The following is a 24,729-nucleotide window of genomic DNA, read 5'->3' on the forward strand; positions in this document are numbered from 1 at the left end:
CCGCAAGCATGCGTGTCCTTTCGAAAAAAAATGGGTCTTTATTCCCCTTATTATTCCAAAATATCAGTATATATAAAGAAAACCCCCTCACCGTTAAGTGTTGGGGTTCATCCAGAAATATAAGGACTTGATTAGCGACAGTTTCTTGTTGTTGGAGGATTACCGATCACTCCAGGGTACTGGTAAGTAAGGGGCTCATCAAATGTAGCATAATCAAAATAAATCATAAGTAATACAGTACGTTGACCAGTTACTGGGTCACTAATAATAATGTGGTCACGACCCGCAGCTTCCAGCACACCCTTGTAAACTTTGGCATTCCACTCTTTGTTATTTTCGTAAGTAAAATAAAATGTACCTACTTTGCCTAAATTCAGTCTGAAAATATTTTCGATATACGATTGTTCAAACTGTTGAGGTGGGTTTTGAACTACAACCCCTCCTGGTGTCATTGGACTTCCACTGCTAACTTGTGGCGGCATGCTACCCATGCCTTGCATTCCTTGCATCCCTTGCATTCCTGTAGACATTGGCATTTGCATACCTGAAGAAGAAACACTACCAATAGTATAAGTGACGGGACGGTATGGTTGAACGATCATTTAATGAAACCTCCTAAATGTTTATCGGAGCAGTTGCTCCCTTTGGACACAAAAGAACCTTTGCACTAGCTTACTGAGAGAATTACTCATAATAATGAGTAATTCTCTTTTACACAGTTCCCTGTTAATTACCAATAAATACAGACGGACAATCTTCACCAGTCGGAGTAAAGAAGCAATGAGCTTTAAAGCGGCCTGTGTTTTGTTGGTTATACCAGGTTGGAGGGCAATCTCCTACAGGACGGAAGAACCATAAAGCATTGGTCGCTGGCCATGTTCTTTCACCTGCAATTGCACGTTTAGCAAGACGGATATCTGCTTCTCTTGCTCGTTGATAGAAGTAGCTTTTCTGCGGGGCTTCGAATCCTCCTGGACTTTGATAGACCATGTCATTCACATTACGAATGTTCAAAAAATCAAGGCAATTGCCAAGAATCCGGTTGACACCAACATTGCCGACCATAAGCATACCGAGATCTCCATCTTCCTCAGCTTCCGCTCTCATCAACCGCGCTAGCACCTTCACATCTTCCGAGTTCGTTTTGATGACGGCCACGCTGTCTCCTCCTTGGGGTTGCTTCGTAAACAACCTCGTTCTTAACTGCATGGTGTATTGTATGTGCATTAGCCCAAGAGGTGACAGTTCCAACCTAATTTTAAAGCCATTTGCTTTCCGTTAGGTTCTTAATAGTCCGCAAATAAAAACCATTCTCTCTGCTCCGTTGAAAGGAACAGAAGAATGGTTTAAGAATGAATGTATAGCTAATGACTACTCCGCTGTGGAGTATTGTGGTTGTCGCTCAAATCCGTGATATCTGGTTCCTTGATAGGTAAGCATGCCTTTATCGCCTTCTGCACTCATTCCATATTCATGGCCATCTACTTTAAATTCAATTCGACTGCCCCCATTCAATTCGTACGTTAAGTAGTAGGTTGTACTCGTACGACTTGAACCATTATCTTCTTGAACCTGCTGCTGTCTTATTTCACTCCGCTTGCTGACGATACGGGCAGGGATGGTTAGCATGGGTGAGCTATTGTTCCGGCTCCATTGAAGCAAACCCCTGCCTGCTGATACTGCAAGAATACCAACCATTACAATGAGAAATATTGGCATCACTGTTCCAGAGAAATCAAACATCCATGAAAGATCCGGGCCCATTCCCATGACATTTTCCCCCTTCATACCCATTAATTCAACCCTTAACTTAACTTCAGGCACTTCTTCTGTACATGTATATGCCTCTTCTAGTCCAGAAAGCATTAAATTAGTGAGACTTCATGCAAAAAGACCACTTCGTTTTCTTAGAAATCAAGAAATCGAGTGGTCTTTAATCATAATTTTGAGTGATCAGATTAAGCATGAACGAGGTCTAGCAATTGCTTCGTTTCGTCAGTCTCAACATCTAACATACCATTGTCTGCCCAGCATGCTCTGCATTGTTCTTCCGTTTCACACAGGTGAGCGTCATCACAGTTGTAGCAAAGTTGCAGCAGGTTTCTTGTCATATAATCTGTTTCAAAAGTTTTCATTGTAATCTCTCCTATTCGAAAGTTAAGTTTGTGAAAATTTGAACTTGTTCTATGTGTTAAATATATCACACGATCATTTAAATGTCATGTGATTTTTTTCACATCTATAAAGAAAATTTTAATTAAGTTTTTTCCTTATATTCAATCAATCAAAAACATAATGATTTAGAAGTTCATTCTTATTCAAAAAAAGCTGTTTCAAAAGTATTATCCTCTACTTTTGAAACAGCTTCACTTCACTTTACATCACACGCCAACTAATCCCACCATTTGTAGTTTGCAAGAGGAGCGAGCGTTTTTGTTCTTTTTTCTCAAGTAAAAGCCATCCCACCTCTGTGGAAATAAACTGCATCTTAATCGTCTCAGGATATTCCTCAAGCTTAGACTGCAGAACACTGCTCTCCTTTAGAGGGAGCCAAGTTTTCCCTTGGTTAGCGGTATGGTAAAGAGTATCACCAATAATGGCCCAACCAACTTGCGAATTCAGAAACGTCGGAGCGCTCTGATGATTCCCTCCGGTTGGACTCTTTAATTCAAACGGTGTGAATTTCCAGTTATCTCCACCATTAGCGGTAAAGTAACCGTGGTAAGTAATCGTCTTATCTTTATCATTTTGGCAGCCCACAGACATCCAACCATTAGTCTTACTAGCATCGAAGAACTCTGGTTTGCCAGTAATGACTCTGTCACAGCTTTCCAGTTGTTCATTTACTAGAAAAGACTGTCCTGGATTCCAACTCTGACCACCGTCCTTAGTTATAAAGATCTTAGGAAGGGCACCGGTCTGCAAAGTCACAAATCCTTCTACACGACTCTTGAAGATCATTCCAGTACTTACACCTGTGAACGGGATCGAATGATTGGGAAGGTTCGGATTATACTGTTCATTCTGCATCACTTCTTCCCATGTGGCCCCACCGTCTGACGTTGAATAAATCGCCTTGCTTTCCTTATTAGGAGTAGCGTTCGCAGAGGTCATTAACCATCCCTGTGTTGGTGAATTGAAATAAACGGAAGATACATTATTATCATCACCTAATGAAGAGATTTTCCAGCTTTTCCCTCCATCAGTAGTTCGTAGCACTATATTCTCTGTCGTACCAAAAGCACTTCTTATAATCCAACCATGGTTAGAGTCAGTAAAAAAGATGCCTTTTCCATAGACAGGTGTGGACAGGAACTGCACATTGGGTGCAGGAGAAATATTAGCCCAGGTCGCCCCGTTATTATGGGTAACGTACAAACGAAGTTCATTTTTTGTTACACCCCATACCATGCCCTCTGTCTCACTAAGCAGATGAAAACCCGTAATTCGAGTTTGAACCTGATATTTCGGGCCACTCTCTTTGTTAGTATTGTTATTTGGTGGTGTAATCAGAGTAATCGTCTGTCCTTCTTCCGGTGCTTCTGTAGGCTGTGGCTGTGGAGAAGGCTCCGGTGGTGGTGAAGAACATGCTGAGACTATCCACGCTAAAAAAAATAGCATCATAAACATTCTTAGAGTTTTCAATCCAGCGGTTCTAGATGTCAATGCCCTCTCTCCTCTCAATTGGAATCTTATTTATGATTTAACTTACTATTACGGTAGCCGTATAGAAAATAGATCAGAAGTCCAAGACTCGTCCAAATCAGAAACCCAATCCATGTCTCACTTCCTAGATTATACATCAAATATCCGCATGTTGCCGCACTTAGCAATGGAATGAAGGGTACCCAGGGTACTCTGAACCCTCTTTTCATATTGGGATGAATAACCCGCAGGGCAATTACCCCCAAAGAAACGACAAAGAAGGCAAACAGTGTTCCAATGCTTGTTAAGTTAGCCAATCGATCCAAAGGAATAAAGCCCGTTAATACAGCTATAATGATCCCAACCATCCACGTACTACGAATAGGTGTCTGTGTTTTAGCATTGATCTTAGACAATCCTCGTGGTAAAAGACCATCACGTGAGATTGCGAATAACAGTCGGGTTTGACCGAACAGCATTACGAGCAGTACGGTGGTCATTCCCGCAATAGCTCCAACAGAGATTAGACCCGCTATCATATCTTGATTTACAACACGAAGCGCATAAGATACGGGATCACTAACATTGAGATCCGTATAAGGTATAATACCTGTTAATACAAGTGAAACTAGGATATACAATACAGAACATATAGCAAGGGATGAAATAATCCCTATAGGCAAATCGCGCTGTGGCTGCTTTACTTCTTCTGCAGCAGTCGATAACGCATCAAAACCTATGTAGGCAAAGAAGACAGTTGCCGCACCGTTTACAACACCTTGATAGCCAAAGGGTAGAAATGGAGTCCAGTTCTCTGGTTTAACATAGAAAAATCCAGTTACGATAAACAAAAGAACTACAGCTATTTTGATAACGACCATAATCGCATTAAAACGAGCAGTCTCTTTAGTTCCCCGTGTTAGTAAATAGGAAATTAGTAAAATGATTATTACTGCTGGTAAATTAATAATGGTACCTGCTTCCGCATTATACGCCCCGGATAGTGCTGTAGGAATATGGATACCAAAGCCCTCTAAAAGTCCCTGCAAATAGCCTGACCATCCACTGCTTACTGCAGCTGCTGCAACGCCATACTCTAACACAAGATCCCAGCCCAAAATCCAAGCAAGTAATTCTCCAAAAGCTACATAACTATAAGAATAGGCACTTCCGGAGACCGGGATGGTCGATGCAAACTCTGAATAACAAAGGGCTGACAGCACGCAGGCAAACGCGGCTAACAGGAATGAAATGACAAGGCCAGGACCAGCGTGTTCTGCTGCCGCTACTCCTGTCATTACAAAAATACCAGTACCAATAATCGCTCCTACACCTAACATGGTTAGATCCAGCGCACCAAGTGTTTTGTTCAACTTGGTTGCACCCGAGTTTGAAGGTGCGATTAGCGGTTTTTTGCGAAATAAATCCATTCTTACATTCTCTCCTGTCTAGTCTTGTTGTCAAATTGATTAGAGAATTTCTATTAAGTATGCCCAAAATGGGGTAATGCATTAAATAAGACCTGCTTGAAAACAATATCGTTAGCGATTATGATGGACAAGATTAAAAGCTAAAAATTTTAATTACTGAGGAGATGGAATCATGGCCCCCCCGAAACCCAATCGTGTCGTAGTCATTGGTACTGGAGCAGTTGGTACAACAACAGCCTATACATTACTGCTACGGAGACGTATGCCTGAGCTCGTACTTATTGACGTTAATCAAAAGAAAGCCCTTGGAGAAGCATTGGATATGAATCACGGCATGCCCTTTGTTGGTGGTGTGAAGCTATGGGCTGGTACATATGAAGATTGCCGGGAAGCGGATATCATCATTGTAACGGCCGGTGCATCACAAAAACCGGGTGAAACCCGGATAGATCTTCTCCGCAAAAACATTTCAATTTTCAAAGATATCGTTCAAAAAATCACCAAATATAATCAACATGCGATACTACTTATTGCTACTAATCCTGTAGATATTTTGTCATATGCCACTTTGAAAATAAGCGGTTTTGATCGCAGAAGAGTCATCGGTTCCGGAACGGTGCTGGATAGTGCACGTTTTCGCTACCTGATTGGACGCCACAAAGAAATTGATCCACGCAGTATTCATGGTCAGATTATCGGGGAACATGGAGACTCGGAACTTCCTGTTTGGAGTCTAGCGAATGTTGCCGGGATTGATCTCGGTTTTGACGAAGCAGAACAAGATGAAATATTCCAAGATACTAAGAATGCCGCTTATGAAATTATTGATGCCAAAGGCTCAACCTCTTACGCAATAGCATTAGCACTAGATCGTATTGTGGTATCCATTCTTCATAATGAAGGCTCTGTATTGAACGTATCTACTTTATTGAATAATTATAACGGAGTTTCGGATGTCTACCTTGGCGCCCCTTGCGTCGTAGATCGGTCCGGTGTACGAGAAGTACTAGATCTTCCATTAAATGAGACAGAACGAGCTCTATTCCAAAAATCTGCCGAGAAGCTTAAAGCTGAGATAGCTAAGCTAGAACTATAAGCAAATGAATACATGGGGCTCTCCCTGTTGTCATGATACATGGCCGGGGATAGCCCCTTTTTCATGAAAGATTTGCACTTAGAATTCTATCAAATCTGGACTTGCAATTTCGACATGGCTTCTTCCTTCTCACGGCTCGTGATATGCGTGTAAACCGTTGTTGTCTGAATGGAAGAGTGTCCCAGCAGCTCCTGAACCGTCCTCAGATCCGCACCTTTTCGTAGCAGCATGGTAGCGAAGGAATGTCGTAGCTTATGGCTGGAATAGGGTCGACGTTGTGCAACAGGCACATCCCTTTGGAAACGATCGAAGGTGTCCGCAGCGATTTGCTGAATGCCACGTATGGACAGCCTGCGTCCTTTCTGTGAAATGAACATAGCTTCCTCTTTACTGCGCCAAGGATTTAATCGTTCTTCAATCGCCAGATCGAGAAAAGGTACCACATCCTCTGGAATCGGTACATTACGCCATTTACGTCCCTTACCGAACACTCGAAGGGAATGTCTTTCTACATTATAATCACTTAAATTAAGCGTGTGGACTTCCCCCACCCGAAGCCCCATATAGGACATGAGTAAAAAGACTGCTAAATTACGACCTTTGTATTTCCCATCTATAGAAGACAAAAATCGCCCCAGATCACCTTCATCTAAGTAGACCGGTTCGCGATTGATCTCAGTTTTAGATTTCTTAATCCCAGCTGCAGGATTGGTTAGAAGCAATTCCAGCTCAATTAATGCCTTAAAAAAACAGTTAATTGAGGCATGCTTCCGGTTACGGGTAGCATCACTTACTCCACGTTCACGCACTGACGTAAGAAAAGAAATAACATGTAGCTTCTTTACGGACTCTAGCTTTTTACCATTCAGACTTTCTAAAAACTGTTTTACATCCACTAAATAGGATTTCTGCGTATAGGGAGTGTAACCGGCATCCTTCATCCAGATTAAAAAAGCCTCAAGCCCCTCTTCGTAGTCTTCACTCCACTCATTCATGGCTTCGAGCCTCCCTTGATTTCGACAATCTATTGTACCATAGAATAGCTACAAGAATTAAACTTAGCTGCTCCATTTTTCAGCATGCTTTTGCACAGCTTTTAAAAACTCTGTTAGAACAGGAGATTTCCATTTCTTATGATGATAGGCAATTTGAGTAGCCACACGCTGCGATTCATCATTCCAACTCAGCCTATCTAACTTCCCTTCCGCTAATTCGTTGCTCACTGTAATCATTGGAATAAAAGCAATGCCTAGACCCGCCATAACACATTGCTTGATCGCCTCAATACTCCAAAACTCTAACGTAGGGTCCGGAAATACCCCGTGTCTGTTTAAATGATGTTCAAATAAAGTACGGTAGCTACAACCAGTTTCCGTATGCAATATCGTTTCTCCCTTAAGATGAACCGGTTCTACCACTGGAAGACTCAATAAGGGATGATCCGGCGGAGCGATCAGGGTCATTTGTTCATGCACCAGTGTTTCTATATTCAGATCTTTATCTTCCGTCTCTGGTTGAAGTAGGAAGGCCAAATCCAATTCACCGGATCGAACTAAATCCGTTAGCTCCCAGCAGGCCCCAGGCTTCAGAAGAATTTGGACCTTTGGATATTTCACGCGAAACTCCTTGATAATGCCTGGTAAGCGAAAAGCAGCCAGAGATTCAGGTGCACCAATGCGTAAAGACCCTGTTAGCTCACTCTCAGAGCGAAGAGCATCTTGCGCTAGAGAGTGCATTCTGGAGATCTCTTGAGCGAATGGGAGCAGACGTCGGCCTGCATCGGTTAGGATGATTTTTTTACTGATCCGATCAAATAAAGGCTGACCTATTTCAGTCTCTAATGCTTGGATCTGTGCGGTAATACTGGATTGTGCATAATCAAGCTTCTGTGCAGCGCGTGTGAAGCTACCCGTCTCCACTACGACTATAAAGGTAAAAAGATGACGTGATTCCATACATGCCCCCTGAATAATAGTACCCATCGGAATTTCGAATGGATACTATTCAAAAAATCTGTTTTTCCAATGGATCTATTATCTGCTACTCTATAACAAAAGACAATGAAAGCAGGATTAAAAATCATGAAAGATTCAAGTTCAACCACTTTACGAAGAAACATCGGCATGCCGCAAGCCATAGCTCTTTATATCGGCGCTGTATTGGGCTCGGGAGTCTTAATCGTTCCCGGACTGGCTGCAGAAATGGCAGGTCCCGCTTCATTGCTGGCATGGGGATTTATGACGCTGTTGATTTTGCCAATGGCCTTATCGATGGGCCTGCTCTCTGCCAAATTTCCTAACGCAGGAGGCGTGTCCCACTTCGTTACCCTTGCTTTCGGACCTAAAGCCGGATCTTTAGTGGGCTGGTTTTTTCTAATGTCTGTTCCGATTGGTGCGCCTGTCGCTGCGCTGACCGGAGCTGGTTATATGACAGCCGCAATGGGCTGGGATGAACCTGCGAGAATTACTATCGCTGCGGTGATGTTGGCCATTGGGCTAATTACAAACTGGATTGGTATGCAAGTGGCGGGAAAGGTACAAATTGCTGTAGTGATTGCGATTGTAGCTGTTCTCGTCTTCTCGTTTGCTACTGCGCTTCCTCGAATGGAGGTTGAACACTTCACTCCCTTTGCCCCACACGGATGGATGAGCATTGGACAGGCTGCAGCAATCCTATTTTGGTGTTTTATTGGTTGGGAAGCTGTCTCACATCTCTCTGAGGAGTTCAAAGATCCACAACGTGCTGCAGTTAAAGGTGTGACCATCGCTGCTATTATTGTAGGTGTTCTATATTTCTTATCCGCTTTAGCAACGGTTGGCACACAAAGCTACCTTAAAGGTGGGTCGAGCACTTCACTTGTCTGGATCATCAGCCAGCCCCTTGGACGCTGGGGAGGATTTATCGCAGGACTTACAGGTCTCTTCATCTGTACCGCCACCATTATCGCTTATGCCGGTGCTGCCTCGCGTGTGGCTTATGCGTTATCACGTCAGGGCTATGCACCGCAATGGATGGGAAGACTATCCAAACCATATCATACCCCTATCGGTGGGATAGCTTTCCTGCTCCTCTGTTTTGTAACGGTCATGTCACTGTACAGCAGCGGATTGATATCTATCACTACTTTGATCCAGTTTCCAAATGCGACTTTTATCCTGACTTATATCGGAGGTTGTGCTGCGGGGATACGCCTACTTAAGGGAAGTAGATTAGGCGTAACGATTAGCTGGATCTCTTTTCTAGCTACCGCTGCTGTGTTTCCTTTTACAGGATGGGCAATAGGCTATCCGTTACTTATTACTTTGATGTTTATTTTGATCTTTCGTATCAAACATAAACAAGCGGTTGCCGGAATAAGGGATTTAAAAAGTGGAATTCGTGAGGATCAACAAAAAGCATTGTAAGACTCATATCGTTTCAGCATTCGTTTAGATGGTTATGGAATGAAGAGGGTAAACTATACTATGACCAGACAAAGGAGACGATACATCATGCCAAATCAACCAAAGATCATTCTTGAGCCAGCAGCGCAGAAATTTGCCGATGATAATTCCAAGCCTCCGTTCCTTCCTGATCTTGGACCAGAAAAAGGCCGTGAAACGGTAGATACTGTACAATCCAGTGAGATATATAAACCTGAAGTCGAAATTGAAGATCTTATGGTGCCAGGAGGACCTAATGGTAATGTTTCCATAAGAATTGTTCGGCCTCCTAGCTCCTCTTCCGCGTCGTTGCCAGTGATCCTTTACATTCATGGTGCTGGCTGGGTGTTTGGTAATGCACATACCCATGACCGCTTGATCCGTGAATTAGCTGTCGGAGCGGAGGCTGCCATTGTTTTTCCAAATTACAGCCTCTCTCCAGAAGCTAAATATCCTACAGCAATTGAAGAAATCTATGCTGTTCTGAAATGGATCGCTGCACAGGGTAGTGAACATGCACTTGATGCTAGCAAGCTATCCATAGGCGGTGATAGTGTCGGTGGAAATATGGCAGCCGCCATTACGCTTATGGCTAAAGAACGCAGTGGCCCGAAGATAGGGAAACAACTTTTGTTCTATCCAGTAACGGATGCCTCCTTTGATACCGAATCTTATCATGAGTTCGCCGAAGGATACTTCTTGCAGCGTGATGGAATGAAATGGTTCTGGGATCAATATACAACTGACCCTGAGGAGCGGAAGCAGATCACAGCCTCCCCGCTTCGAGCTAGTGTAGATCAGTTACGCGATCTACCTGAAGCACTAGTCATAACGGGTGAAGCAGATGTTCTACGTGATGAAGGTGAAGCTTATGCCGCCAAATTACGTGAAGCTGGAGTCACAGTCACGGCAGTTCGTTTTCAAGGGATCATACATGATTTCGTGATGCTTAATCCTTTAGCTGAAACCAATGCCAAAAAAGCCGCCATCAAGCTGGCGACTACATGGCTTCGCGAAGGTTTCTAAATAAATATGTTCGTTCACCAAATTAGAGAAAGCCTGCAAATGTGCAGGCTTTCTCTAATTATAAGTTTAATGCTATTTCTATAGCAGAATACCTTTGATGGCCCTCCTTTTCGTAGCTCGAAGCTCGCTTATTTGTGAAAAGTACTTTCTTATAGGACAGTACCTTATAATAGTTAACATAATAATGATTATGTTAACTGTTTTATTTTTATAAAATAAGTATCAGCAAATATGCTAAATTACCCCTCATCTTCTGAAGCTATTTCTCGCTTGAACTCACTGGTTCGACTCTCCAGATGAACTGAGCCACCATTTCCAATCTGGAAGGTCGTCCCAGACCCAATCGATAAAATCCTAATATATTGCATATTAATCGTTGATTCCTTGGAATCATTCAAAATCTCAACTTCATCTTCATTCACTTGCTTCGGCCATGCCGTGAGTGGGATCTCTAAGGGTGAAGCCTCTCTATTATTGCTGTTAATATCTTTTATGTTATATAGGTAATTTTCTTTACTACCCACAAATTTAGACTGAATCCGCTCTACAGATCCACATATGAAAATCGAACTGTCAGACAGATTATTGATATACACATCTAGTATACGTGAGGTGTGCATTTATTAACTGCCTTTTCGGACTTGATCTGGAGGACTCGGAGCATACTCTATCACGCTGTCAAACGCCGAAGAACAGTTAATCGTCTGCGTATCCCCTACTAAAAATACTGAAGAACCTGATATCGAAACCACTTTTACTGCGTTTACATTTATGTCTCTGTTAATCACGGTTACTTTCATGCGGCTCCCGCCTTCCAGTTATGTTTATTTCCAAATGCCGTTCTACCGCCGTAACAATATCTCGTTTGATTTGTTCAACAATAGAAGCACTTTCCTCTTCTGTGTATCCACGCCCTTCTTCTGCGGCAGGAAGCTGGCTTACATACTCGTTAATCCGGCCATCCATCTGATTCAGCAGATCCTGGGTTACCATTTGGATATACTGCTCATCAATACTTAAGTTCTGCTCTTTTTCTAAGCGTGAAAATTGAGAAGGAACTTCCTCTTGCACATACTTCAGAATCTCTGGACGAATTTTATCCGATAATGCAGATGCAGTTGGTGTCCCTCCCTCTTGCTCCCCAATAGGCTTACCATTGATCATCGCTTCATCCAGATTATTCCCCTCATTTGGTGTAATGCCTATATTTAGAGTGCCTTCCAGCTTCTCGATTTTCAATTGTTCAAAATGATAATTTATAGGACCTATACTTGCAATGTTATTGTTCTTTATGCTGACTACTTCACACTGTAAATCTTGGAGCTGTTTTTCTAGAAGTCGAATCTTTTCAGTTTGTATTCTTAATGCGTTAAAGACTTGCTGAACATAATACGGATGCATACAACCCCCTCCTATGGTTTATTGTATGCGAGGGATACGAGCCTAATTCTAGCGTGTATATAGTTCAGTTGGTGTAGGCAAGCAAACAAGCGGTGAATCACTTTTCGCTGATGATAAAGCAGGAGGAGAGTCTGGAACGTCAATAGACTGATAACTATGAGACAAGGCATTAATTCGGCCGGAAGTGCCGATCTGAAGAACCGATGAATTTGAGATTATACCAATTTTTAGATTATTGACCGAGATGCACTGATACACCGTAATATTCATGTAAACCCATCCTTAAGGAGGCGATACTTGATCCACCACATCTGAATCCATCGTGTTCGTACTGCTGGCTGCATTATTCGTAATGTTTGTACCTATGGAGTCACCTATGGAGAAGGAGTTGGCACCGGCATAGATTTTGGAGTTACTGCTCAAGATAACGGATGCCGTATTTCCTACTAAGACTGTGGAACTGGGGCCTACGCTGTTAATTTTAATATTGCCGATGATTGAAACCACCAAACCACTCCTCCCTTCGGAATGATAACCTATTCTATGTAGATATCCGCCCAGATGTCACTGAATAAGTCATACGCCCATACAATGGATTAAAAATGAAGGAGGTTGAGCGTTCATGAGTCCGAATAAATCAAACCCTTTAGATTGGATGAACGAAGATCCCTTTTTTAAGAAAAAGTTATCCTTAAAGTCACTTGAAGAGCAATGGAAGCTGGATCCAAGCCAGATCGATGGCTATGTTGAAAAAATAATCAAAGAAGCTACTGCAGCGACTTCTTCGTCATTTACGAACGAAACCTCAAGTCTGCAATTTGAGCATCTGGACACACATAATTATTTGATCACTAAAATCCGTATTCCAAGTGGAATTCACCCCGAAAGTATTTGGGCACAAATCAACCGAACACAAATCAAATTAAGCAGTCTCGGAAAAGATCATAGCGAGATCATCCCACTCCCCGTTCCAGTCAATCCGGATCAGAGCAGAGGCACTTATAAACAAGGATCATTGCAATTCAGAATGCCGAAAATGTCAGTAGGAAAATTTAGAAATATCGACATCCGTTATTTATAAAAAAATCCTTAAAATCCCTCCTTTTTGCTCGTCCAAGTGGCGATCTCTCCTCAAAAAAATGCCTTAAAACTAAAACAGCGTATAATTTAAGTTATGCGCTGTTTTTTTAGGGCGTTTTTTTGCCCTTTTTATCCTTAATTTTGTCTGCAATCACAAAGGAATTTATAAGCTTCATTCTCCGAACTTTAAGGTTCCCTCGCTCATAAGATAGGGTATCAATCGCAAAGGTGGGCTATTTATGTCCAAAAACAAGCGCGGCAAAGCACTCTGGCGTATGCCATCCCGAAGCAGAGGAACATGTCTGATCTGCGGCAGCACTCGTATTAAGCTTTTGTACATCGGAAAAGGACCTTCTGGCGAAAAGGTTAACGTGTGTAAGAAATGCGAGGGTAAACAAGTAACTAACAGTAACTGAACAAAATTGTTCAGAGGATTTCCTGTCATCATTTATTACAAGGCGAACGGATTACTAAAAAAGTGCAATCCTGTCATCGAACCTCGATGAAACTGAATCACACTTTGCTTAGTAATCCTCCACTTCAAAAACTATAGGAGTTCTATACGATACCGCCTTTCCTCACTCGATAAACTGAATCCGACAGATTCATAAAGATGCAATGCAGAATCATTATCTGTTAACACCATTAAATAAGCTTCTTCAAGTCCATGTGTTCTGAAATAGTTTAACGCTTGAGAAAGCATGTACGTAGCAATCCCAAATCTTCTCCACGGCTCTAGTACAAAAACATTTTCAATATACCCACTTTTCTCTTCCTGCCATACCATCAAGCTGCCTACAACCCTCTCCCCTTCTCGAACAACCATAGAGTTCCAAAGCGGATTTTGCTTAAACTGAGATAGCCGTTCTTTCCCGAGTGGGGTTTCTGGCCAAACCTCTGTTTCCAATTCTAAATAAAGCTCTTCTTCTTGTGGCGTCTCCATCATCCAAGTTGCAAATTCAAATTCCTTTTTCAGTTCAGGTACGGTGTAGGAATGATCAAGAGTATGATTCATTTTAAATAAGCTATTAAATTGACAGAAGCCCTTTTCTTTTTCAAAAAATTGCGTATTTGCGATCTCTGATGCGTTATTCCCGACACATAGCGTCGTTTTGTACGCTGTTGATAAAGTTTCCTTCAATTCAAGTGCTCTCAAGAGGAGCGTTTGATACATGCTCTCTAATAAATCGTAGTCTTCTTCTCGATCAGGTATTGTTTTCAAATTCAAATAGATCGAATGTCTGCTTTCCTTTGAACGCCCAGGCGGCACAATATTTATGATCTCTACTTGACCTTTGGCAATCATTTTTCCATTTTCAAAGGCGCAGTACACATTCTCCCAGTTTTCCTCATCACCAACCCACCAAAAAACAGCATTTCCCCGCGAAGTAACCGAGTTATATAACTCACCCAGTAATGGCATGTCCCCTTGTTCAAAATGACGAATCGTTATTCCTTCTAATGAAAGAATCGTAGATTTTGTCAAAACAAAACCCCTTTTCATATAAATTTTGGCATACAATAAGGGTAGCACAACTCTTCCAATTTCACTTGTTAATGAATAGTTATAATTAATTCTTATATACCGTAACATTTATCGAGCGAACCCTGTCTTACTTACATAGGGGGACTAAATGATGAAGAGACGATTTTTTATAGGCATTTCTATATTTTCAATGGGTATTGTAATAGCTTTAGGGATCGGTACGATATCAAATATCCTAACTCCATTTAAGAATTTCTTACTCACTGTTGATAATCAGTCGGATGATGAAATTAGCTCTATTGAAATAGGTTTAATCCATATGGATTCCAAGGAATTATTTACAGATCCCATCAAGAAAGGTGAAACGAAAAGGTTCAAACCTACACTGAGCTTAAGTGGTGAAGGTTCTATATACCTTAAATATACTGACGCAAAAGGACAATCCACCCAAGAAACGGTATGCGGTTATACAGAGTATCTATCTGGTTATTCAACTGTCACGATTACTAATGAGGGCACAACTATAGTTCAGCAATGTAATTAAATCCTTTCTTCTAAGGGGCTGTCCCAAAAGCCATGAAACGGATGCTTAGGAGATCCCTTGTTTTTGGAGTCGGATAGACGGTTGCGCTCCATAAGGACGCTCCGCGAACGGTCCGTTGTTCCAATCGCTGTTGTGTCCAGATTTTTTTCAATTTTCCTTAGCGGATAAAATCCGGAAACAAAGGCGACCGCTATCGCTTTTCCACAATCAGTCCGTTCTCTCCGCTGTGTAGGCGGGAAATGGACTACAATATTTATAAAAACGCAAAAAAAACCTCTCTTTTGGTAAAATGGAGTTACCACACAACTATTTCAAAGAAGAGGTTTCTTTTGAACATTCAGTATACCAAGCTCAGGAAATCCTGCGAAGCGAGGAAGACCATGCTTTGTCCGTACGTCGAATGATAGAACTAGAGAGTATGTTTGGACAACTAAAGAACAATCGGAGCTTCCGGCGATTTCTGCTTCGCGGCATATGATCGAAGAAAATAAATTAGTAGACTGAGTAACGTCCCTTTAAATGGCTACCGGCGAACACATTCTTGTCGTCGGCATACCGATCGCGGCCCGTCCCGTTGCATCCGAAAGAACCATAAGCACGAGTTGCAGGCGCGCTGCTCAGCCGTTTGCTAATCGCCATGCCAGTCTACAACTTTATTTTTCGAGTCGACACATACCCTCTAAGCATGTCCACATATAACGAAAGATGGATTTAAATCTCTTTATAGCAAAAGAACGAGAAAAAATCCAATGTAACCTCACGTGAAAATAAGCCCACTACGCCTATTCGGGCATTGTGGGCTTCGCTGCTTAATCTTACTTGTAAATTGAAGTATCTAGCGGAATAATGAACCCGCCGTCAACAGCTTGTGTCACATTTATTGCGATGGTCTTTACTCCAGAAATATCTACCTCAATCGTCAAGAGATCACTATTAGGTGAAATCTTCTCTACTTTTTTAAGGAGCACATTCTTGTCATTATCCCTAATTTCAAGAGATTCCACTTCCTTGCCGACTGAAGCGAATTGTAGAACAAGCTTCTGATATTTGCCGTTAGGGCTGAGCGCGGTATATTTAATATTTGAATTAGGTGCGCTGTACAGAACTTCCTTATAATTTTTGCCGCCGTATTTGGTCAGTGCAGGGTCCTTGGTATACAGACTCGTGTTAAAATCCTCCTGCTTCACGGGAACGCCTGCCTGCTGTTCGCCAATAATTACCTCTTTGGCTGTCCCGTCATAATTCACCGGAACATCCAGAAGCTCAGAAACAGATCGTACCGGAAGATAAGTAGTTCCTTTATAAGTAATTGGAAGTACCGCTTTGCCATTGCCATCTTTGAGAGGGGTAATCTCCCCGTTCACTCTGATTTTTAAATCTCCGTTTAACAACGCTTTAATTTCTTGGAGCTGCGAGCTCGCTAAAGCACCTGTGCCCATGCCCACTAAAAGTATCATGGTACCGCATAAAGTCTTAACAACCTTCTTCTTCATTTCTGTTTTCCTCCTCTTGGGATTTCTTCAAATCCAGGTATTCCGCAAACAACGGTTATTTGAGAGATAATCTCTCTGAAAGATGACGCTACATGTGCGATAGTCTCAGTAGAGTTGAATATTTTACCATATTATATCACAAAGCCCAATGCTTCATTTCCAATTCTCCCTTCTTCCAAGCTACTGATTAACCCAACCCTTTCTAAAAGTATATAACTCTTCTTCTGTGTGTTATCATCAACACACGAAAAAAGGCGCTCCCGGCAGTAGTCCAGAAGCGCCTACTTCATTCCCATAGCAGTACCAACTACTCGCCAAATCCGCGGGCTGACTCTTTCAATTTTTGAATTAACTGACTCACTCCTCCCTGGGATACACCGATTAGCTCGACCAACCTTCTTTGTGATGTAGCCGGTTACTCTTTTAAGACCTCAACTAGTCGGACGAGCGTATCCTTGCTACGGTTCTGTTTGAGAATATAATCTCACCCGGCTGTCCACCCCAATGCATCCAAAAGAATCAGGAGCTCGAGCTACAGCCTCGCTGCTCAGCCGTTTGCTAATCGCCATGCCAGTCTACAATTTTATTTTTCGAGTCTAATACTTTATTTTCTTTTGACAGCATGGAAAAAGTGACGCTTGAGGTCGGTTGACTTTCACTTGCTATGACCATAAACAAAGAGCAGTAATTCTCCTGTCACTGGAGAATTACTGCTCTTTTGACCTTTTTGCGGTTTAAAAATGGAGAGTGGGCTGTCACTCTAATCGTAGAAAACCCACTTTTTCACTTGAAAAGTATGTCGGGTCAAACCCTAAAGGAATTGACCGAGCAACACTTCAATCGTTACGCATTCCCCGAAAAATTTAATTGCCAGGTCACACCAAATCGATCCGCTACCCAACCAAATTTCGGACTAAACGGATAGCTTCCAAGTGGCATTAGGACTTGTCCACCTTGCGCTAATGATTCGTAGACCCGATCAATTTCAGCTTCACTCTCGCAATTTACATATAAGGATATCGCTGGAGTAAAGGTAAACCCGTGCTGAACATAACTATCTATACACATAAATACTTGTCCATGCATAGAAAAGGAAGCTTGCATTACACTCCCTTCAGGTCCTGCTTCATTCGCTCCATATCGCTTAATGCTAATAACTTCGGAATCATCAAACAAGGACGTATAGAAATTCATAGCTTCTTCTGCCTTACCTTCGAACATTAGAAAAGTCATGATCTTTTGATTCGTTTCCTTCATAATTGTCCAGCTCCTTATTGTGATTTAAAGTAGATCATTTCATATCATTAACGCTTTCGTATACTTTCAAACGGGCATACACGGTTTCGAGAACCGGATACGCGCCTTGACCCGGAACAGCCATAGCCAGAAGTGCCCCATGCAGATGGTCCGCTTCTACAGGTAGTTGCTTATGCATATCCCGATGCATGGATGAAGTAAATACAGGTAACACAGAAAGCATCTTTTGCATCGTGGAAGCTATATTTTCCGGTCCCACAGGCATTCCAGCATTTTGAGCCAAGCTAACAATCTCTTGAAGAAGCTGCTCATAGATTGCACGTGCTTTTGGGGAAGCAAAAATAGGCCCAACAGAGCTGTCCATTAAAGTGGTAATCCCACTTAGACTAGCTACAAATATATATTTCTGCCACACTTCGCGCTGAATGTCAGAACTTAATGTCACTGTGAATCCAGCATGATCCAAATGACTCAGAAGCAACTGTGTTCGTTCTGACTCACCACCTGCCCATTCACCCAACACAATACTATGGAACGAACTGCTTTGAACGATAGTACCTGCTGAATCTAGAGTTGTTTCTATATAACAAAGACCACCCAGTACATGTTCTGGGCCAAAACGCTTCTGCAAAATGCTAAATTGATCGTAACCATTGAGGAGCGGGAGGATCAGTGTATGTTCACCAACGTAGGGTTCAATGTCATTCATCACCTGAGGCAAATGGTATGCCTTGACCGCTATAATAATGCAGTCGAAAGGCTCTACTGCTTCCCTATTAGAAATCGTTCGTACAGAAGTTTGAAAATCCCCATGAACACTTTTTACAATCAAACCGTCCGCTTCTAACTGAATCTGTTTGGCATTTCGGACGAGAAAAGTAACATCTTCTCCTTTTTGAACTAGACGACCCCCGAAATATCCACCTATAGCTCCTGCACCCACGATAAGAAAACGCATAATAATCTCCCCTTCTTTTCCCTTAATTTAAACAAACAAAAAGACCTTTTAGCTATCTGCTAAACAGGTCCGAAAGGCAAAAAAAGAGTCAAGTATCGACCGTTCTTTTGTCTCGGTCCTTACGGATCTGAGCAAAATCCAACGAGTTCACCTCCATGGCTACAAGTTAATTACTATTCATTTATTAAAACCTATTAGAGCACCATTCGATGATTTATCGATACAGCCTCCCTGGAAAGTATAGCAAAAGAAAACATTCCTGTACAAGCATATTTAGGTAACTCTCCTTAAAGACTAGTAGTTTTGATCCACAGTTTTGAGATATCCAGAAATCCGAATGAACTGGTGTGAAGTCCAAACAAGCTTTGATTTAGCTGCGCTTTTTTATTCATATGACAACCATATAACACCCAATAGTTGTCCCTAAGCACACCTTCTGCCTGATCCAGCAACTTTATTCTTTCTTCCTTTGGGGATTGCGTGAAATCGGTAAGTACATCTGAGAATAACAAGATCTGTTCATCTCTCAGCAGAGAAAAAAGATAATTAAGTTTATTATTAAAGTAGTTAACCATTCCCCACTGCCAATCATCTTCAAGAACCTCTTCAGCAAGGAGGATTTCGGAGGTGTTCTTTATATCTGCTGAGTTAAACTCGTTGAATAAATACAGCTCAATATGCAGTCCTACTGAAGCAGCTCGTGCTTGAAGCCACAGGGCTTCTTCTCGCTCTTCTTTTTTATCTTTTGTAGCTAATCTTAAGGTCTCCCCCTGGTAGCCACTTGCCACTAGAAGCTCTCTCGCATGTTCCAGAGTAGGCTCAATAATACTTCTCTTACTGCTCTCCCAAGGTAAAAAGCTATCAGCAGGGGTACTACGGTTCCCTCCTAACTCCTTAATTAAGGCTTCTCGGCTGTAAAGGATTCGTATAGCCTGCCGGAATAGTTGCTGTTGATGAATTCCGTCTTTATGGAAATTGAACAAGAGATATCGGCATCCCAAGGCAGGGTAGTCAATACTGTGGTTACAGATGATATTAGGTAATAAACCTTCCTGAGCAGATTCAGGAAGTTCATACAATCGTTCATTTGAAGCTTGTTCTGGTAAATACCAGATTTCCACACGATCTAGTAGCGGGCGTATACCGTAATAATAGTCAAATGCCGCGAGGACTAGCACATCTTCATTAAGATCTAGTAAACGATAGGGCCCTGTTCCACACACTTCATTTACAAGATCTACGTCATGAGGAAGAATCGACATATGAATACAGCTGAAAATGTGTAGAAAAAAGAGATTGGGACGAGATAACTCAAACCTGATCCTGTGATCTCCTTCGGGCTCTACTCGTTCTATATCTTTGTATAGGCTCAATGCTGGACTGTTCAAATCTATAAGGCGTTGAAATGTCTCTTTTACGTCTTTGGAGGTCATTATCCTGCCGTGATGGAATCGCACACCTTTACGGAGATAAAAAATATAACTTGTACAATCTTCATTGGCTTCCCACATATGAGCCAGACCAGGGAGAAAAGTATCACTTCCTGCATCATAGGTAACTAATGTGCTATATATTTGTCCGAGTAAATAGGATTCAAACGCGGTATATACATAAGCTGGATCCAGCACTTCCATATGCCGGTTTCGTGTAATTCGCAAGACATCCAATCCTGATGTCGACTCCGTTTCACTACGGAAGCCCATCTGCTTATTTAACACCATTAATAACCGTTCCTTTAATGTGTCGCTAACCTGACCACGACTTAATAACTCTATAGCTTCCTTAATCTTCCCTTTATTAATCAGTTCCTGAAAGTTGTCCTCAAGCACCTCTTCAATCGTTCGAAGAAAAGTTAGCTGCGAGATATTTCCACGTCCTCTTCCAGGCTGCCAGTGTATAAAACCCTGCTCTTCAAGTTTTCGCAGAATAAACTTTACGTTACGCGGAGTGCAGCATAGAATCGAAGCTAGTCTATCTATTGTCACAGGATTAGCTCCCCCTATATCTATTGAGGATGGGATGGCTATTGCTAAACATAAAAAATGATTACTAATATGGTCCACGATCGTTCACTCCTTTAAAGGTGAAACACTGTAAGTGATTCTTACACTTTTACTTCCCCCTTTTATCATTATAATTATACATATATCGTTAATGAATATGCAGTACTAAATTATAGCTATCAGATTAGGAGACCTTTTCAATTATGAACCAGCATCTTAGGCATATTCACCCACTAGCTTGGACTATCATCGTCGGTACGATGTTCGGACGTTTGGTAACTTCAATGAGCATTCCGTTCTTATCCATCTATTTAACCCAAGTCCTTGGAGCCACCCCCACACAAACGGGGATTACGGTAGCCGTCAGCTCTCTGGCGGGCGTAATGGCCAGCTTCTACGGAGGATATATCTCGGATATTGTAGGCCGCAAAATTGTCATGTTAATCTCCGTATTTGGCTGGGCGGCAGTATTCTTCGGATTCTCTGTTGCACAACATCTGTGGGTGTTCTTCCTGGTCAACACCCTGAACGGTTTATGCAGATCCGTGTTTGAGCCCACATCACGGGCACTTTTATCCGACATTACCCCTGCTGAAAGTAAGCTGCTTGTATTCAATCTTAGATACGCTGCGATTAACCTTGGTGTTGTCTTTGGTCCGATTATTGGAGTACAGCTCGGTTCTGCCGAATCAACGTTTCCTTTTATGATCGCTGGTGTTGTATATGTTGCATATGGACTTGTATTATTCGTCCAATTTAAATTGCATCGTTCAACCATGCAGAATCATACGCAAGCTGAACCACCACGTTTACTTGAAGCCTTGGCAACAACCGGTAGAGACCGTGTATTCTTGCCAGTTCTACTTGGTACAATTTTTTGTGTACTTGGATACGGACATTTTGGTTCAACTATGGCGCAATATTTAGCAATGAACAACCATTTCACAAATGGTGGGCAATTATTCTCCTATATGTTGTCACTCAATGCCATTACAGTGCTCGTGGTACAGTATCCTATCGTACGTACTGCAAGCAAATTCTCACCGATTGTTCCATTGATTCTCGGAAATATCTGCGTTGCTATTAGTCTTCTCTTAGTAGGTTTAGCTGAAGGTGTAGCCCTTCTAATGTTTAGTGTCGTAATATTTACGATAGGGGAAGTACTGCTCTTTACGATGATGGATATGTTAATTGATCGGATCGCGAAGCCAGAAATGAAGGGTACGTACTTTGGAACGATTGGCTTTAACAATTTGGGGAGTGTAATCGCGCCTATCTTCGGCGGAGTGCTGCTGGATCATTATGGAGCTCAGAATGGCCTTACGATCTTCCTGCCACTCGCTTTAACCACGGCTATAGGTCTTCCTTTTCTAATCGTAGCGCACAAGAGGCTTACTGCTAGAGAGAAGTTATCTCTTGGCGTAGACGCTAGCACATAAAAGGCTAAATTTTTTAAATCTAAAGGTTATTATGGGGCAATCCCAAATTAGTTAACATATTAATTATTATGTAAACTTATTGAATGAATAAAGCCTATTCACAAATGAGCGGGACCGTTTCATTGCAGAACATGCATTCGAAACGGTCCCTTTTTCACAAAAAATCATGCTAATTGTAAACCTCCTGTAGCAAATTCGCCTGTACTTTCACATATTGTCTCAGTTCCAAAGGTTCCACAATCTCGCCTTGTCCAAGTATTCCCCAAATATTCGTACATGCACTATCATAGCTATACATATTTACAGTAAGGGTTATTTGATCTCCTTCCTCTACTCTATTCATAATCTCCACCCCGTGTAGCGAGGCCTCTCTCCTCTTATCCGTTCTGATCAATACTGGGTAGATCTCTTCCTCTTTACAAGCTTGCTTGAATCCCCTCTCCTGCTGCTTCCAGTGCCTTTCTAATGAAAAGTCCTGAGGGATAGCATACTCTTCATCTATAAGCTGTATAGAGGCGATTCGCTCACATTTAAACGTGCGGATTTGTTCGATTTCTTCACAGTAGGCTATAAGATACCACTCTTCTTTTTTCACAACTAGACCATAGGGCTGTAATTTCCTGCTCGAGATGACTCCGTTAATCTTGTGGTACTCAATCTGTAGTTTCTGAGATCTCCAAACAGCAGTTCGAATCGATTCCAGACATGGAATCTCTAAGCGTTCTGTCCACCAAGGTGTATCATCAAAATAAAAACGTCTTTGTGCCTTCTGGATATCATTTTGATAGGAAGCGGGTAATGATTTTTCTAATTTCAAGAGGGTTGTCTTTAGCTTTAATCCGGAATCTGTATGTCCGCCAGTATGAATCCCCATTCCTGTTAAAAATAGATTGATTACATCTTCCCCATGAAGCTGATTTAGGTTAACAGTATACCCCTCCATCAAGGAGATGCCACCATTCGGTCCCGGCGTGGATAACAGTGGTATTCCTGCTTCAGCTAATACATCAATGTCTCTATAGATAGAACGTACGGAGGTTTCCAAGGCTTCAGCTAAGTCATTGGCCTTCATCTTCCCTCTTGATTCCACTAATAATAAAATTGCAATCAAACGATGCAAGCGCATGGGGAGCCTCCAAATCTTTCTTTTTTTATAGTATACATCATAATTCTTGCCAAGCTGATGTCAACAATAGAAGGTTATGATTAGTTCATTACATTAAAGGAGCTGATACACATGAATATAGGCGTATTGGGAACTGGATTCGGAGCTTATCATGCGAAGTTATGGACGACAATGGAACGAGTAGACAAAGTAATTATCTTTGGTCGGAACGAAGCTAAGCTGCAGGAGCTAAAACAATCTTTAGGCGTTGAGATAACTACTAATATTGACGATATTATGCTTGATTCCACCATAAATGTGATTGATATCTGTTTGCCCTCTTTTTTACATAGGCAGTATGCAGTCGATGCGCTTAAGCATGGGAAACATGTATTATGTGAGACACCCGTTTGCTACAACTTAGAAGATGCTCTTGCGATGAAGGAAGCTGAACAACTGTATGATTCGCGAATTCTCGTCAACCAGTTTATTAAATTCGATCCTGCGTACAAATATCTTTGCGAAGCGAATCATAATGAGAAATACGGAAAACTCTTATCTCTTACCTTAAAAAGAGAGACACCTCCTTTGTGGGGTGACCTCGGTCTACACGCTATCGCTACAAATCTGATGATTCACGAATTGGATTTTGTGACCTGGATGCTGGGGTCTATGGAGCCGCACTCGGTTTGGGGATCCGATGGTGGTAAAAGTAATCAAGCCTTAGTCCGTGCAATTTTTCAGCAACCTCATGTATCCGCAGAGATCGTTGTTTCTTCACAAATGCCGGCTTCGTATCCTTTTACCGTAGGCTATGAGGCTTATTTTGAACAAGGCAAGCTTGTCTATCAAGAGAGTGACAACATGAATGGAGCTGTTGAAAGCTCATTAATTGAATATACCGCTGTAGGTAAACAAGATCTTTTGTTAGAACCAGCTAATCCCTATGAAAAAAGTTTGGAGTATGCACTCCAATGTCTAGTGGAGGGTAGTTCATCAATAATTGAGTTAGACCATGCGATACAAGCTATAGAACTAGGTATTTGCATTGAAAAAAAGCTTGTATAAATGGATCAAGGGATGTTATATCCTTTTTCATGGGTTTTGTTTGTGAGGTGAGGTGAATTGTTTATTGATGTGTAGTGTCTAGGGTGAGACAGTAGTGGATTTTGACTTTTCTATTGTGAATTATTCATATGATGAATTAGCGGAAAATAATAGCGATAAAATCAAAAATCAATACTTTTTATAAGCCCCCCTTCTCCTAACTAATGATAATTGGTATCTGAAATAATAATTAGTTAACATAATAATGATTATGTTAACTAATTTAGGAAATCGATT

General features: G+C 41.8%; 27 protein-coding genes and 1 pseudogene. 9 read left to right on the forward strand and 19 right to left on the reverse strand.

Annotated elements, in window-relative coordinates:
- Positions 1-131: 131 nt before the first annotated feature.
- The 6 genes from gerQ to H70737_RS15985 all read right to left on the reverse strand — a co-directional run bounded on the left by gerQ (position 132) and on the right by H70737_RS15985 (position 5,075).
- A complete protein-coding gene (gerQ, locus tag H70737_RS15965; RefSeq protein WP_371916527.1) occupies positions 132-542 on the reverse strand; it encodes a spore coat protein GerQ in 411 nt (136 codons plus the stop codon).
- 184 nt (positions 543-726) lie between these two features.
- Positions 727-1,158, reverse strand: coding sequence for a cell wall hydrolase (locus H70737_RS15970; RefSeq protein ID WP_042188711.1), 432 nt, complete (start codon positions 1,156-1,158; stop codon positions 727-729).
- 213 nt (positions 1,159-1,371) lie between these two features.
- Positions 1,372-1,764, reverse strand: coding sequence for a DUF2500 domain-containing protein (locus tag H70737_RS15975; protein ID WP_042194012.1), 393 nt, complete (start codon positions 1,762-1,764; stop codon positions 1,372-1,374).
- A 194-nt stretch (positions 1,765-1,958) separates the two neighbouring features.
- Positions 1,959-2,135: a hypothetical protein gene (locus H70737_RS31060; RefSeq protein ID WP_179085723.1), complete on the reverse strand. Its 177-nt coding sequence runs from the start codon at positions 2,133-2,135 to the stop codon at positions 1,959-1,961.
- A 241-nt stretch (positions 2,136-2,376) separates the two neighbouring features.
- Positions 2,377-3,666, reverse strand: a complete 1,290-nt coding sequence (locus tag H70737_RS15980; protein WP_052404314.1) for a WD40/YVTN/BNR-like repeat-containing protein — start codon at positions 3,664-3,666, stop codon at positions 2,377-2,379.
- Between the two features lie 26 nt (positions 3,667-3,692).
- Positions 3,693-5,075, reverse strand: coding sequence for a branched-chain amino acid transporter BcaP (locus H70737_RS15985; RefSeq protein WP_042188713.1), 1,383 nt, complete (start codon positions 5,073-5,075; stop codon positions 3,693-3,695).
- A 172-nt stretch (positions 5,076-5,247) separates the two neighbouring features.
- Here H70737_RS15985 and H70737_RS15990 point away from each other — a divergent pair, with 172 nt between their 5' ends.
- Entirely contained in the window at positions 5,248-6,171 is a 924-nt protein-coding gene (locus tag H70737_RS15990; protein ID WP_042188714.1) for an L-lactate dehydrogenase, read from the forward strand.
- Between the two features lie 89 nt (positions 6,172-6,260).
- Here H70737_RS15990 and H70737_RS15995 read toward each other — a convergent pair whose 3' ends face one another.
- A complete protein-coding gene (locus H70737_RS15995; RefSeq protein WP_042188716.1) occupies positions 6,261-7,166 on the reverse strand; it encodes a tyrosine-type recombinase/integrase in 906 nt (301 codons plus the stop codon).
- A gap of 63 nt (positions 7,167-7,229) precedes the next feature.
- On the reverse strand, positions 7,230-8,126 hold the full coding sequence (locus H70737_RS16000; protein ID WP_042188718.1) for a LysR family transcriptional regulator: 897 nt from the start codon (positions 8,124-8,126) through the stop codon (positions 7,230-7,232).
- 126 nt (positions 8,127-8,252) lie between these two features.
- Between H70737_RS16000 and H70737_RS16005 the strand changes: the two genes are divergently transcribed.
- Positions 8,253-9,575: an APC family permease gene (locus tag H70737_RS16005; protein ID WP_042188720.1), complete on the forward strand. Its 1,323-nt coding sequence runs from the start codon at positions 8,253-8,255 to the stop codon at positions 9,573-9,575.
- 87 nt (positions 9,576-9,662) lie between these two features.
- Positions 9,663-10,619 (forward strand): alpha/beta hydrolase, encoded by a 957-nt coding sequence (locus H70737_RS16010; protein WP_042188722.1) that lies wholly within the window; start codon positions 9,663-9,665, stop codon positions 10,617-10,619.
- A gap of 239 nt (positions 10,620-10,858) precedes the next feature.
- On the opposite strand, the gene H70737_RS16015 is transcribed toward H70737_RS16010, so the two are convergent.
- The 5 genes from H70737_RS16015 to H70737_RS16025 are packed head-to-tail and all read right to left on the reverse strand — an operon-like array spanning position 10,859 to position 12,527.
- Positions 10,859-11,239: a hypothetical protein gene (locus H70737_RS16015; protein ID WP_042188724.1), complete on the reverse strand. Its 381-nt coding sequence runs from the start codon at positions 11,237-11,239 to the stop codon at positions 10,859-10,861.
- A 3-nt stretch (positions 11,240-11,242) separates the two neighbouring features.
- The gene (locus H70737_RS30750; RefSeq protein ID WP_156113126.1) at positions 11,243-11,419 is read right to left on the reverse strand and encodes a spore gernimation protein GerPD; all 177 of its coding nucleotides are present in this window, start codon (positions 11,417-11,419) and stop codon (positions 11,243-11,245) included.
- Positions 11,400-12,020 carry a spore germination protein GerPC gene (gene gerPC, locus H70737_RS16020; RefSeq protein WP_042188726.1) on the reverse strand — a complete coding sequence of 207 codons (621 nt, stop codon included), beginning with the start codon at positions 12,018-12,020 and terminating at the stop codon, positions 11,400-11,402. Before gerPC ends, H70737_RS30750 begins: the two co-directional genes overlap by 20 nt.
- Positions 12,021-12,068: 48 nt before the next feature.
- On the reverse strand, positions 12,069-12,290 hold the full coding sequence (locus tag H70737_RS30370; protein ID WP_081951137.1) for a spore germination protein GerPB: 222 nt from the start codon (positions 12,288-12,290) through the stop codon (positions 12,069-12,071).
- A 12-nt stretch (positions 12,291-12,302) separates the two neighbouring features.
- Positions 12,303-12,527: a spore germination protein gene (locus H70737_RS16025; RefSeq protein ID WP_036687577.1), complete on the reverse strand. Its 225-nt coding sequence runs from the start codon at positions 12,525-12,527 to the stop codon at positions 12,303-12,305.
- 115 nt (positions 12,528-12,642) lie between these two features.
- On the opposite strand from H70737_RS16025, the gene H70737_RS16030 reads away from it, so the two are divergent.
- Complete coding sequence (locus H70737_RS16030) at positions 12,643-13,101, forward strand: Hsp20/alpha crystallin family protein (protein ID WP_042188728.1); 459 nt, start codon at positions 12,643-12,645, stop codon at positions 13,099-13,101.
- Positions 13,102-13,339: 238 nt separating this feature from the next.
- Complete coding sequence (locus H70737_RS31065) at positions 13,340-13,516, forward strand: hypothetical protein (protein WP_197071208.1); 177 nt, start codon at positions 13,340-13,342, stop codon at positions 13,514-13,516.
- A gap of 131 nt (positions 13,517-13,647) precedes the next feature.
- Here H70737_RS31065 and H70737_RS16035 read toward each other — a convergent pair whose 3' ends face one another.
- The gene (locus tag H70737_RS16035) at positions 13,648-14,586 is read right to left on the reverse strand and encodes a GNAT family N-acetyltransferase (protein WP_331281382.1); all 939 of its coding nucleotides are present in this window, start codon (positions 14,584-14,586) and stop codon (positions 13,648-13,650) included.
- A 148-nt stretch (positions 14,587-14,734) separates the two neighbouring features.
- Here H70737_RS16035 and H70737_RS16040 point away from each other — a divergent pair, with 148 nt between their 5' ends.
- Both H70737_RS16040 and H70737_RS30375 read left to right on the forward strand, forming a co-directional pair.
- Positions 14,735-15,130 (forward strand): hypothetical protein, encoded by a 396-nt coding sequence (locus H70737_RS16040; RefSeq protein WP_156113127.1) that lies wholly within the window; start codon positions 14,735-14,737, stop codon positions 15,128-15,130.
- Positions 15,131-15,419: 289 nt separating this feature from the next.
- A pseudogene (locus H70737_RS30375) lies at positions 15,420-15,605 on the forward strand (transposase); the annotation flags it as partial.
- 340 nt (positions 15,606-15,945) lie between these two features.
- On the opposite strand, the gene H70737_RS16045 reads toward H70737_RS30375, so the two are convergent.
- From H70737_RS16045 to H70737_RS16060, 4 genes are all read right to left on the reverse strand, one after another.
- Complete coding sequence (locus tag H70737_RS16045; protein WP_042188731.1) at positions 15,946-16,623, reverse strand: stalk domain-containing protein; 678 nt, start codon at positions 16,621-16,623, stop codon at positions 15,946-15,948.
- 843 nt (positions 16,624-17,466) lie between these two features.
- The gene (locus tag H70737_RS16050) at positions 17,467-17,880 is read right to left on the reverse strand and encodes a VOC family protein (RefSeq protein WP_042188733.1); all 414 of its coding nucleotides are present in this window, start codon (positions 17,878-17,880) and stop codon (positions 17,467-17,469) included.
- Positions 17,881-17,914: 34 nt separating this feature from the next.
- A complete protein-coding gene (locus H70737_RS16055; protein ID WP_042188735.1) occupies positions 17,915-18,838 on the reverse strand; it encodes a ketopantoate reductase family protein in 924 nt (307 codons plus the stop codon).
- A 287-nt stretch (positions 18,839-19,125) separates the two neighbouring features.
- The gene (locus H70737_RS16060) at positions 19,126-20,823 is read right to left on the reverse strand and encodes an ABC transporter substrate-binding protein (RefSeq protein WP_231573282.1); all 1,698 of its coding nucleotides are present in this window, start codon (positions 20,821-20,823) and stop codon (positions 19,126-19,128) included.
- Positions 20,824-21,044: 221 nt separating this feature from the next.
- On the opposite strand from H70737_RS16060, the gene H70737_RS16065 reads away from it, so the two are divergent.
- On the forward strand, positions 21,045-22,280 hold the full coding sequence (locus tag H70737_RS16065) for an MDR family MFS transporter (RefSeq protein ID WP_042188738.1): 1,236 nt from the start codon (positions 21,045-21,047) through the stop codon (positions 22,278-22,280).
- 169 nt (positions 22,281-22,449) lie between these two features.
- On the opposite strand, the gene H70737_RS16070 is transcribed toward H70737_RS16065, so the two are convergent.
- On the reverse strand, positions 22,450-23,406 hold the full coding sequence (locus H70737_RS16070) for a helix-turn-helix transcriptional regulator (protein ID WP_042188740.1): 957 nt from the start codon (positions 23,404-23,406) through the stop codon (positions 22,450-22,452).
- A gap of 111 nt (positions 23,407-23,517) precedes the next feature.
- Here H70737_RS16070 and H70737_RS16075 point away from each other — a divergent pair, with 111 nt between their 5' ends.
- Positions 23,518-24,453: a Gfo/Idh/MocA family protein gene (locus H70737_RS16075; protein ID WP_042188742.1), complete on the forward strand. Its 936-nt coding sequence runs from the start codon at positions 23,518-23,520 to the stop codon at positions 24,451-24,453.
- Positions 24,454-24,729 lie beyond the last annotated feature (276 nt).

It is taken from the genome of Paenibacillus sp. FSL H7-0737, from assembly GCF_000758545.1.
GTDB lineage: Bacteria > Bacillota > Bacilli > Paenibacillales > Paenibacillaceae > Paenibacillus_AQ.

Coding starts and splice junctions, on each gene's coding strand:
- H70737_RS16045 (WP_042188731.1), bottom strand. CDS start 16,623: ATGAAGAAGAAGGTTGTTAAGACTTTATGCGGTACCATGATACTTTTA.
- gerQ (WP_371916527.1), bottom strand. CDS start 542: ATGCAAATGCCAATGTCTACAGGAATGCAAGGGATGCAAGGAATGCAA.
- H70737_RS30750 (WP_156113126.1), bottom strand. CDS start 11,419: ATGAAAGTAACCGTGATTAACAGAGACATAAATGTAAACGCAGTAAAA.
- H70737_RS31060 (WP_179085723.1), bottom strand. CDS start 2,135: ATGAAAACTTTTGAAACAGATTATATGACAAGAAACCTGCTGCAACTT.
- H70737_RS30370 (WP_081951137.1), bottom strand. CDS start 12,290: ATGAATATTACGGTGTATCAGTGCATCTCGGTCAATAATCTAAAAATT.
- H70737_RS16070 (WP_042188740.1), bottom strand. CDS start 23,406: ATGCGCTTGCATCGTTTGATTGCAATTTTATTATTAGTGGAATCAAGA.
- H70737_RS16030 (WP_042188728.1), top strand. CDS start 12,643: ATGAGTCCGAATAAATCAAACCCTTTAGATTGGATGAACGAAGATCCC.
- H70737_RS16050 (WP_042188733.1), bottom strand. CDS start 17,880: ATGAAGGAAACGAATCAAAAGATCATGACTTTTCTAATGTTCGAAGGT.
- H70737_RS16040 (WP_156113127.1), top strand. CDS start 14,735: ATGATGAAGAGACGATTTTTTATAGGCATTTCTATATTTTCAATGGGT.
- H70737_RS16005 (WP_042188720.1), top strand. CDS start 8,253: ATGAAAGATTCAAGTTCAACCACTTTACGAAGAAACATCGGCATGCCG.
- H70737_RS16055 (WP_042188735.1), bottom strand. CDS start 18,838: ATGCGTTTTCTTATCGTGGGTGCAGGAGCTATAGGTGGATATTTCGGG.
- H70737_RS15975 (WP_042194012.1), bottom strand. CDS start 1,764: ATGGGCCCGGATCTTTCATGGATGTTTGATTTCTCTGGAACAGTGATG.
- H70737_RS15990 (WP_042188714.1), top strand. CDS start 5,248: ATGGCCCCCCCGAAACCCAATCGTGTCGTAGTCATTGGTACTGGAGCA.
- H70737_RS16065 (WP_042188738.1), top strand. CDS start 21,045: ATGAACCAGCATCTTAGGCATATTCACCCACTAGCTTGGACTATCATC.
- H70737_RS16075 (WP_042188742.1), top strand. CDS start 23,518: ATGAATATAGGCGTATTGGGAACTGGATTCGGAGCTTATCATGCGAAG.
- gerPC (WP_042188726.1), bottom strand. CDS start 12,020: ATGCATCCGTATTATGTTCAGCAAGTCTTTAACGCATTAAGAATACAA.
- H70737_RS15995 (WP_042188716.1), bottom strand. CDS start 7,166: ATGAATGAGTGGAGTGAAGACTACGAAGAGGGGCTTGAGGCTTTTTTA.
- H70737_RS15985 (WP_042188713.1), bottom strand. CDS start 5,075: ATGGATTTATTTCGCAAAAAACCGCTAATCGCACCTTCAAACTCGGGT.
- H70737_RS16015 (WP_042188724.1), bottom strand. CDS start 11,239: ATGCACACCTCACGTATACTAGATGTGTATATCAATAATCTGTCTGAC.
- H70737_RS31065 (WP_197071208.1), top strand. CDS start 13,340: ATGTCCAAAAACAAGCGCGGCAAAGCACTCTGGCGTATGCCATCCCGA.
- H70737_RS16000 (WP_042188718.1), bottom strand. CDS start 8,126: ATGGAATCACGTCATCTTTTTACCTTTATAGTCGTAGTGGAGACGGGT.
- H70737_RS16010 (WP_042188722.1), top strand. CDS start 9,663: ATGCCAAATCAACCAAAGATCATTCTTGAGCCAGCAGCGCAGAAATTT.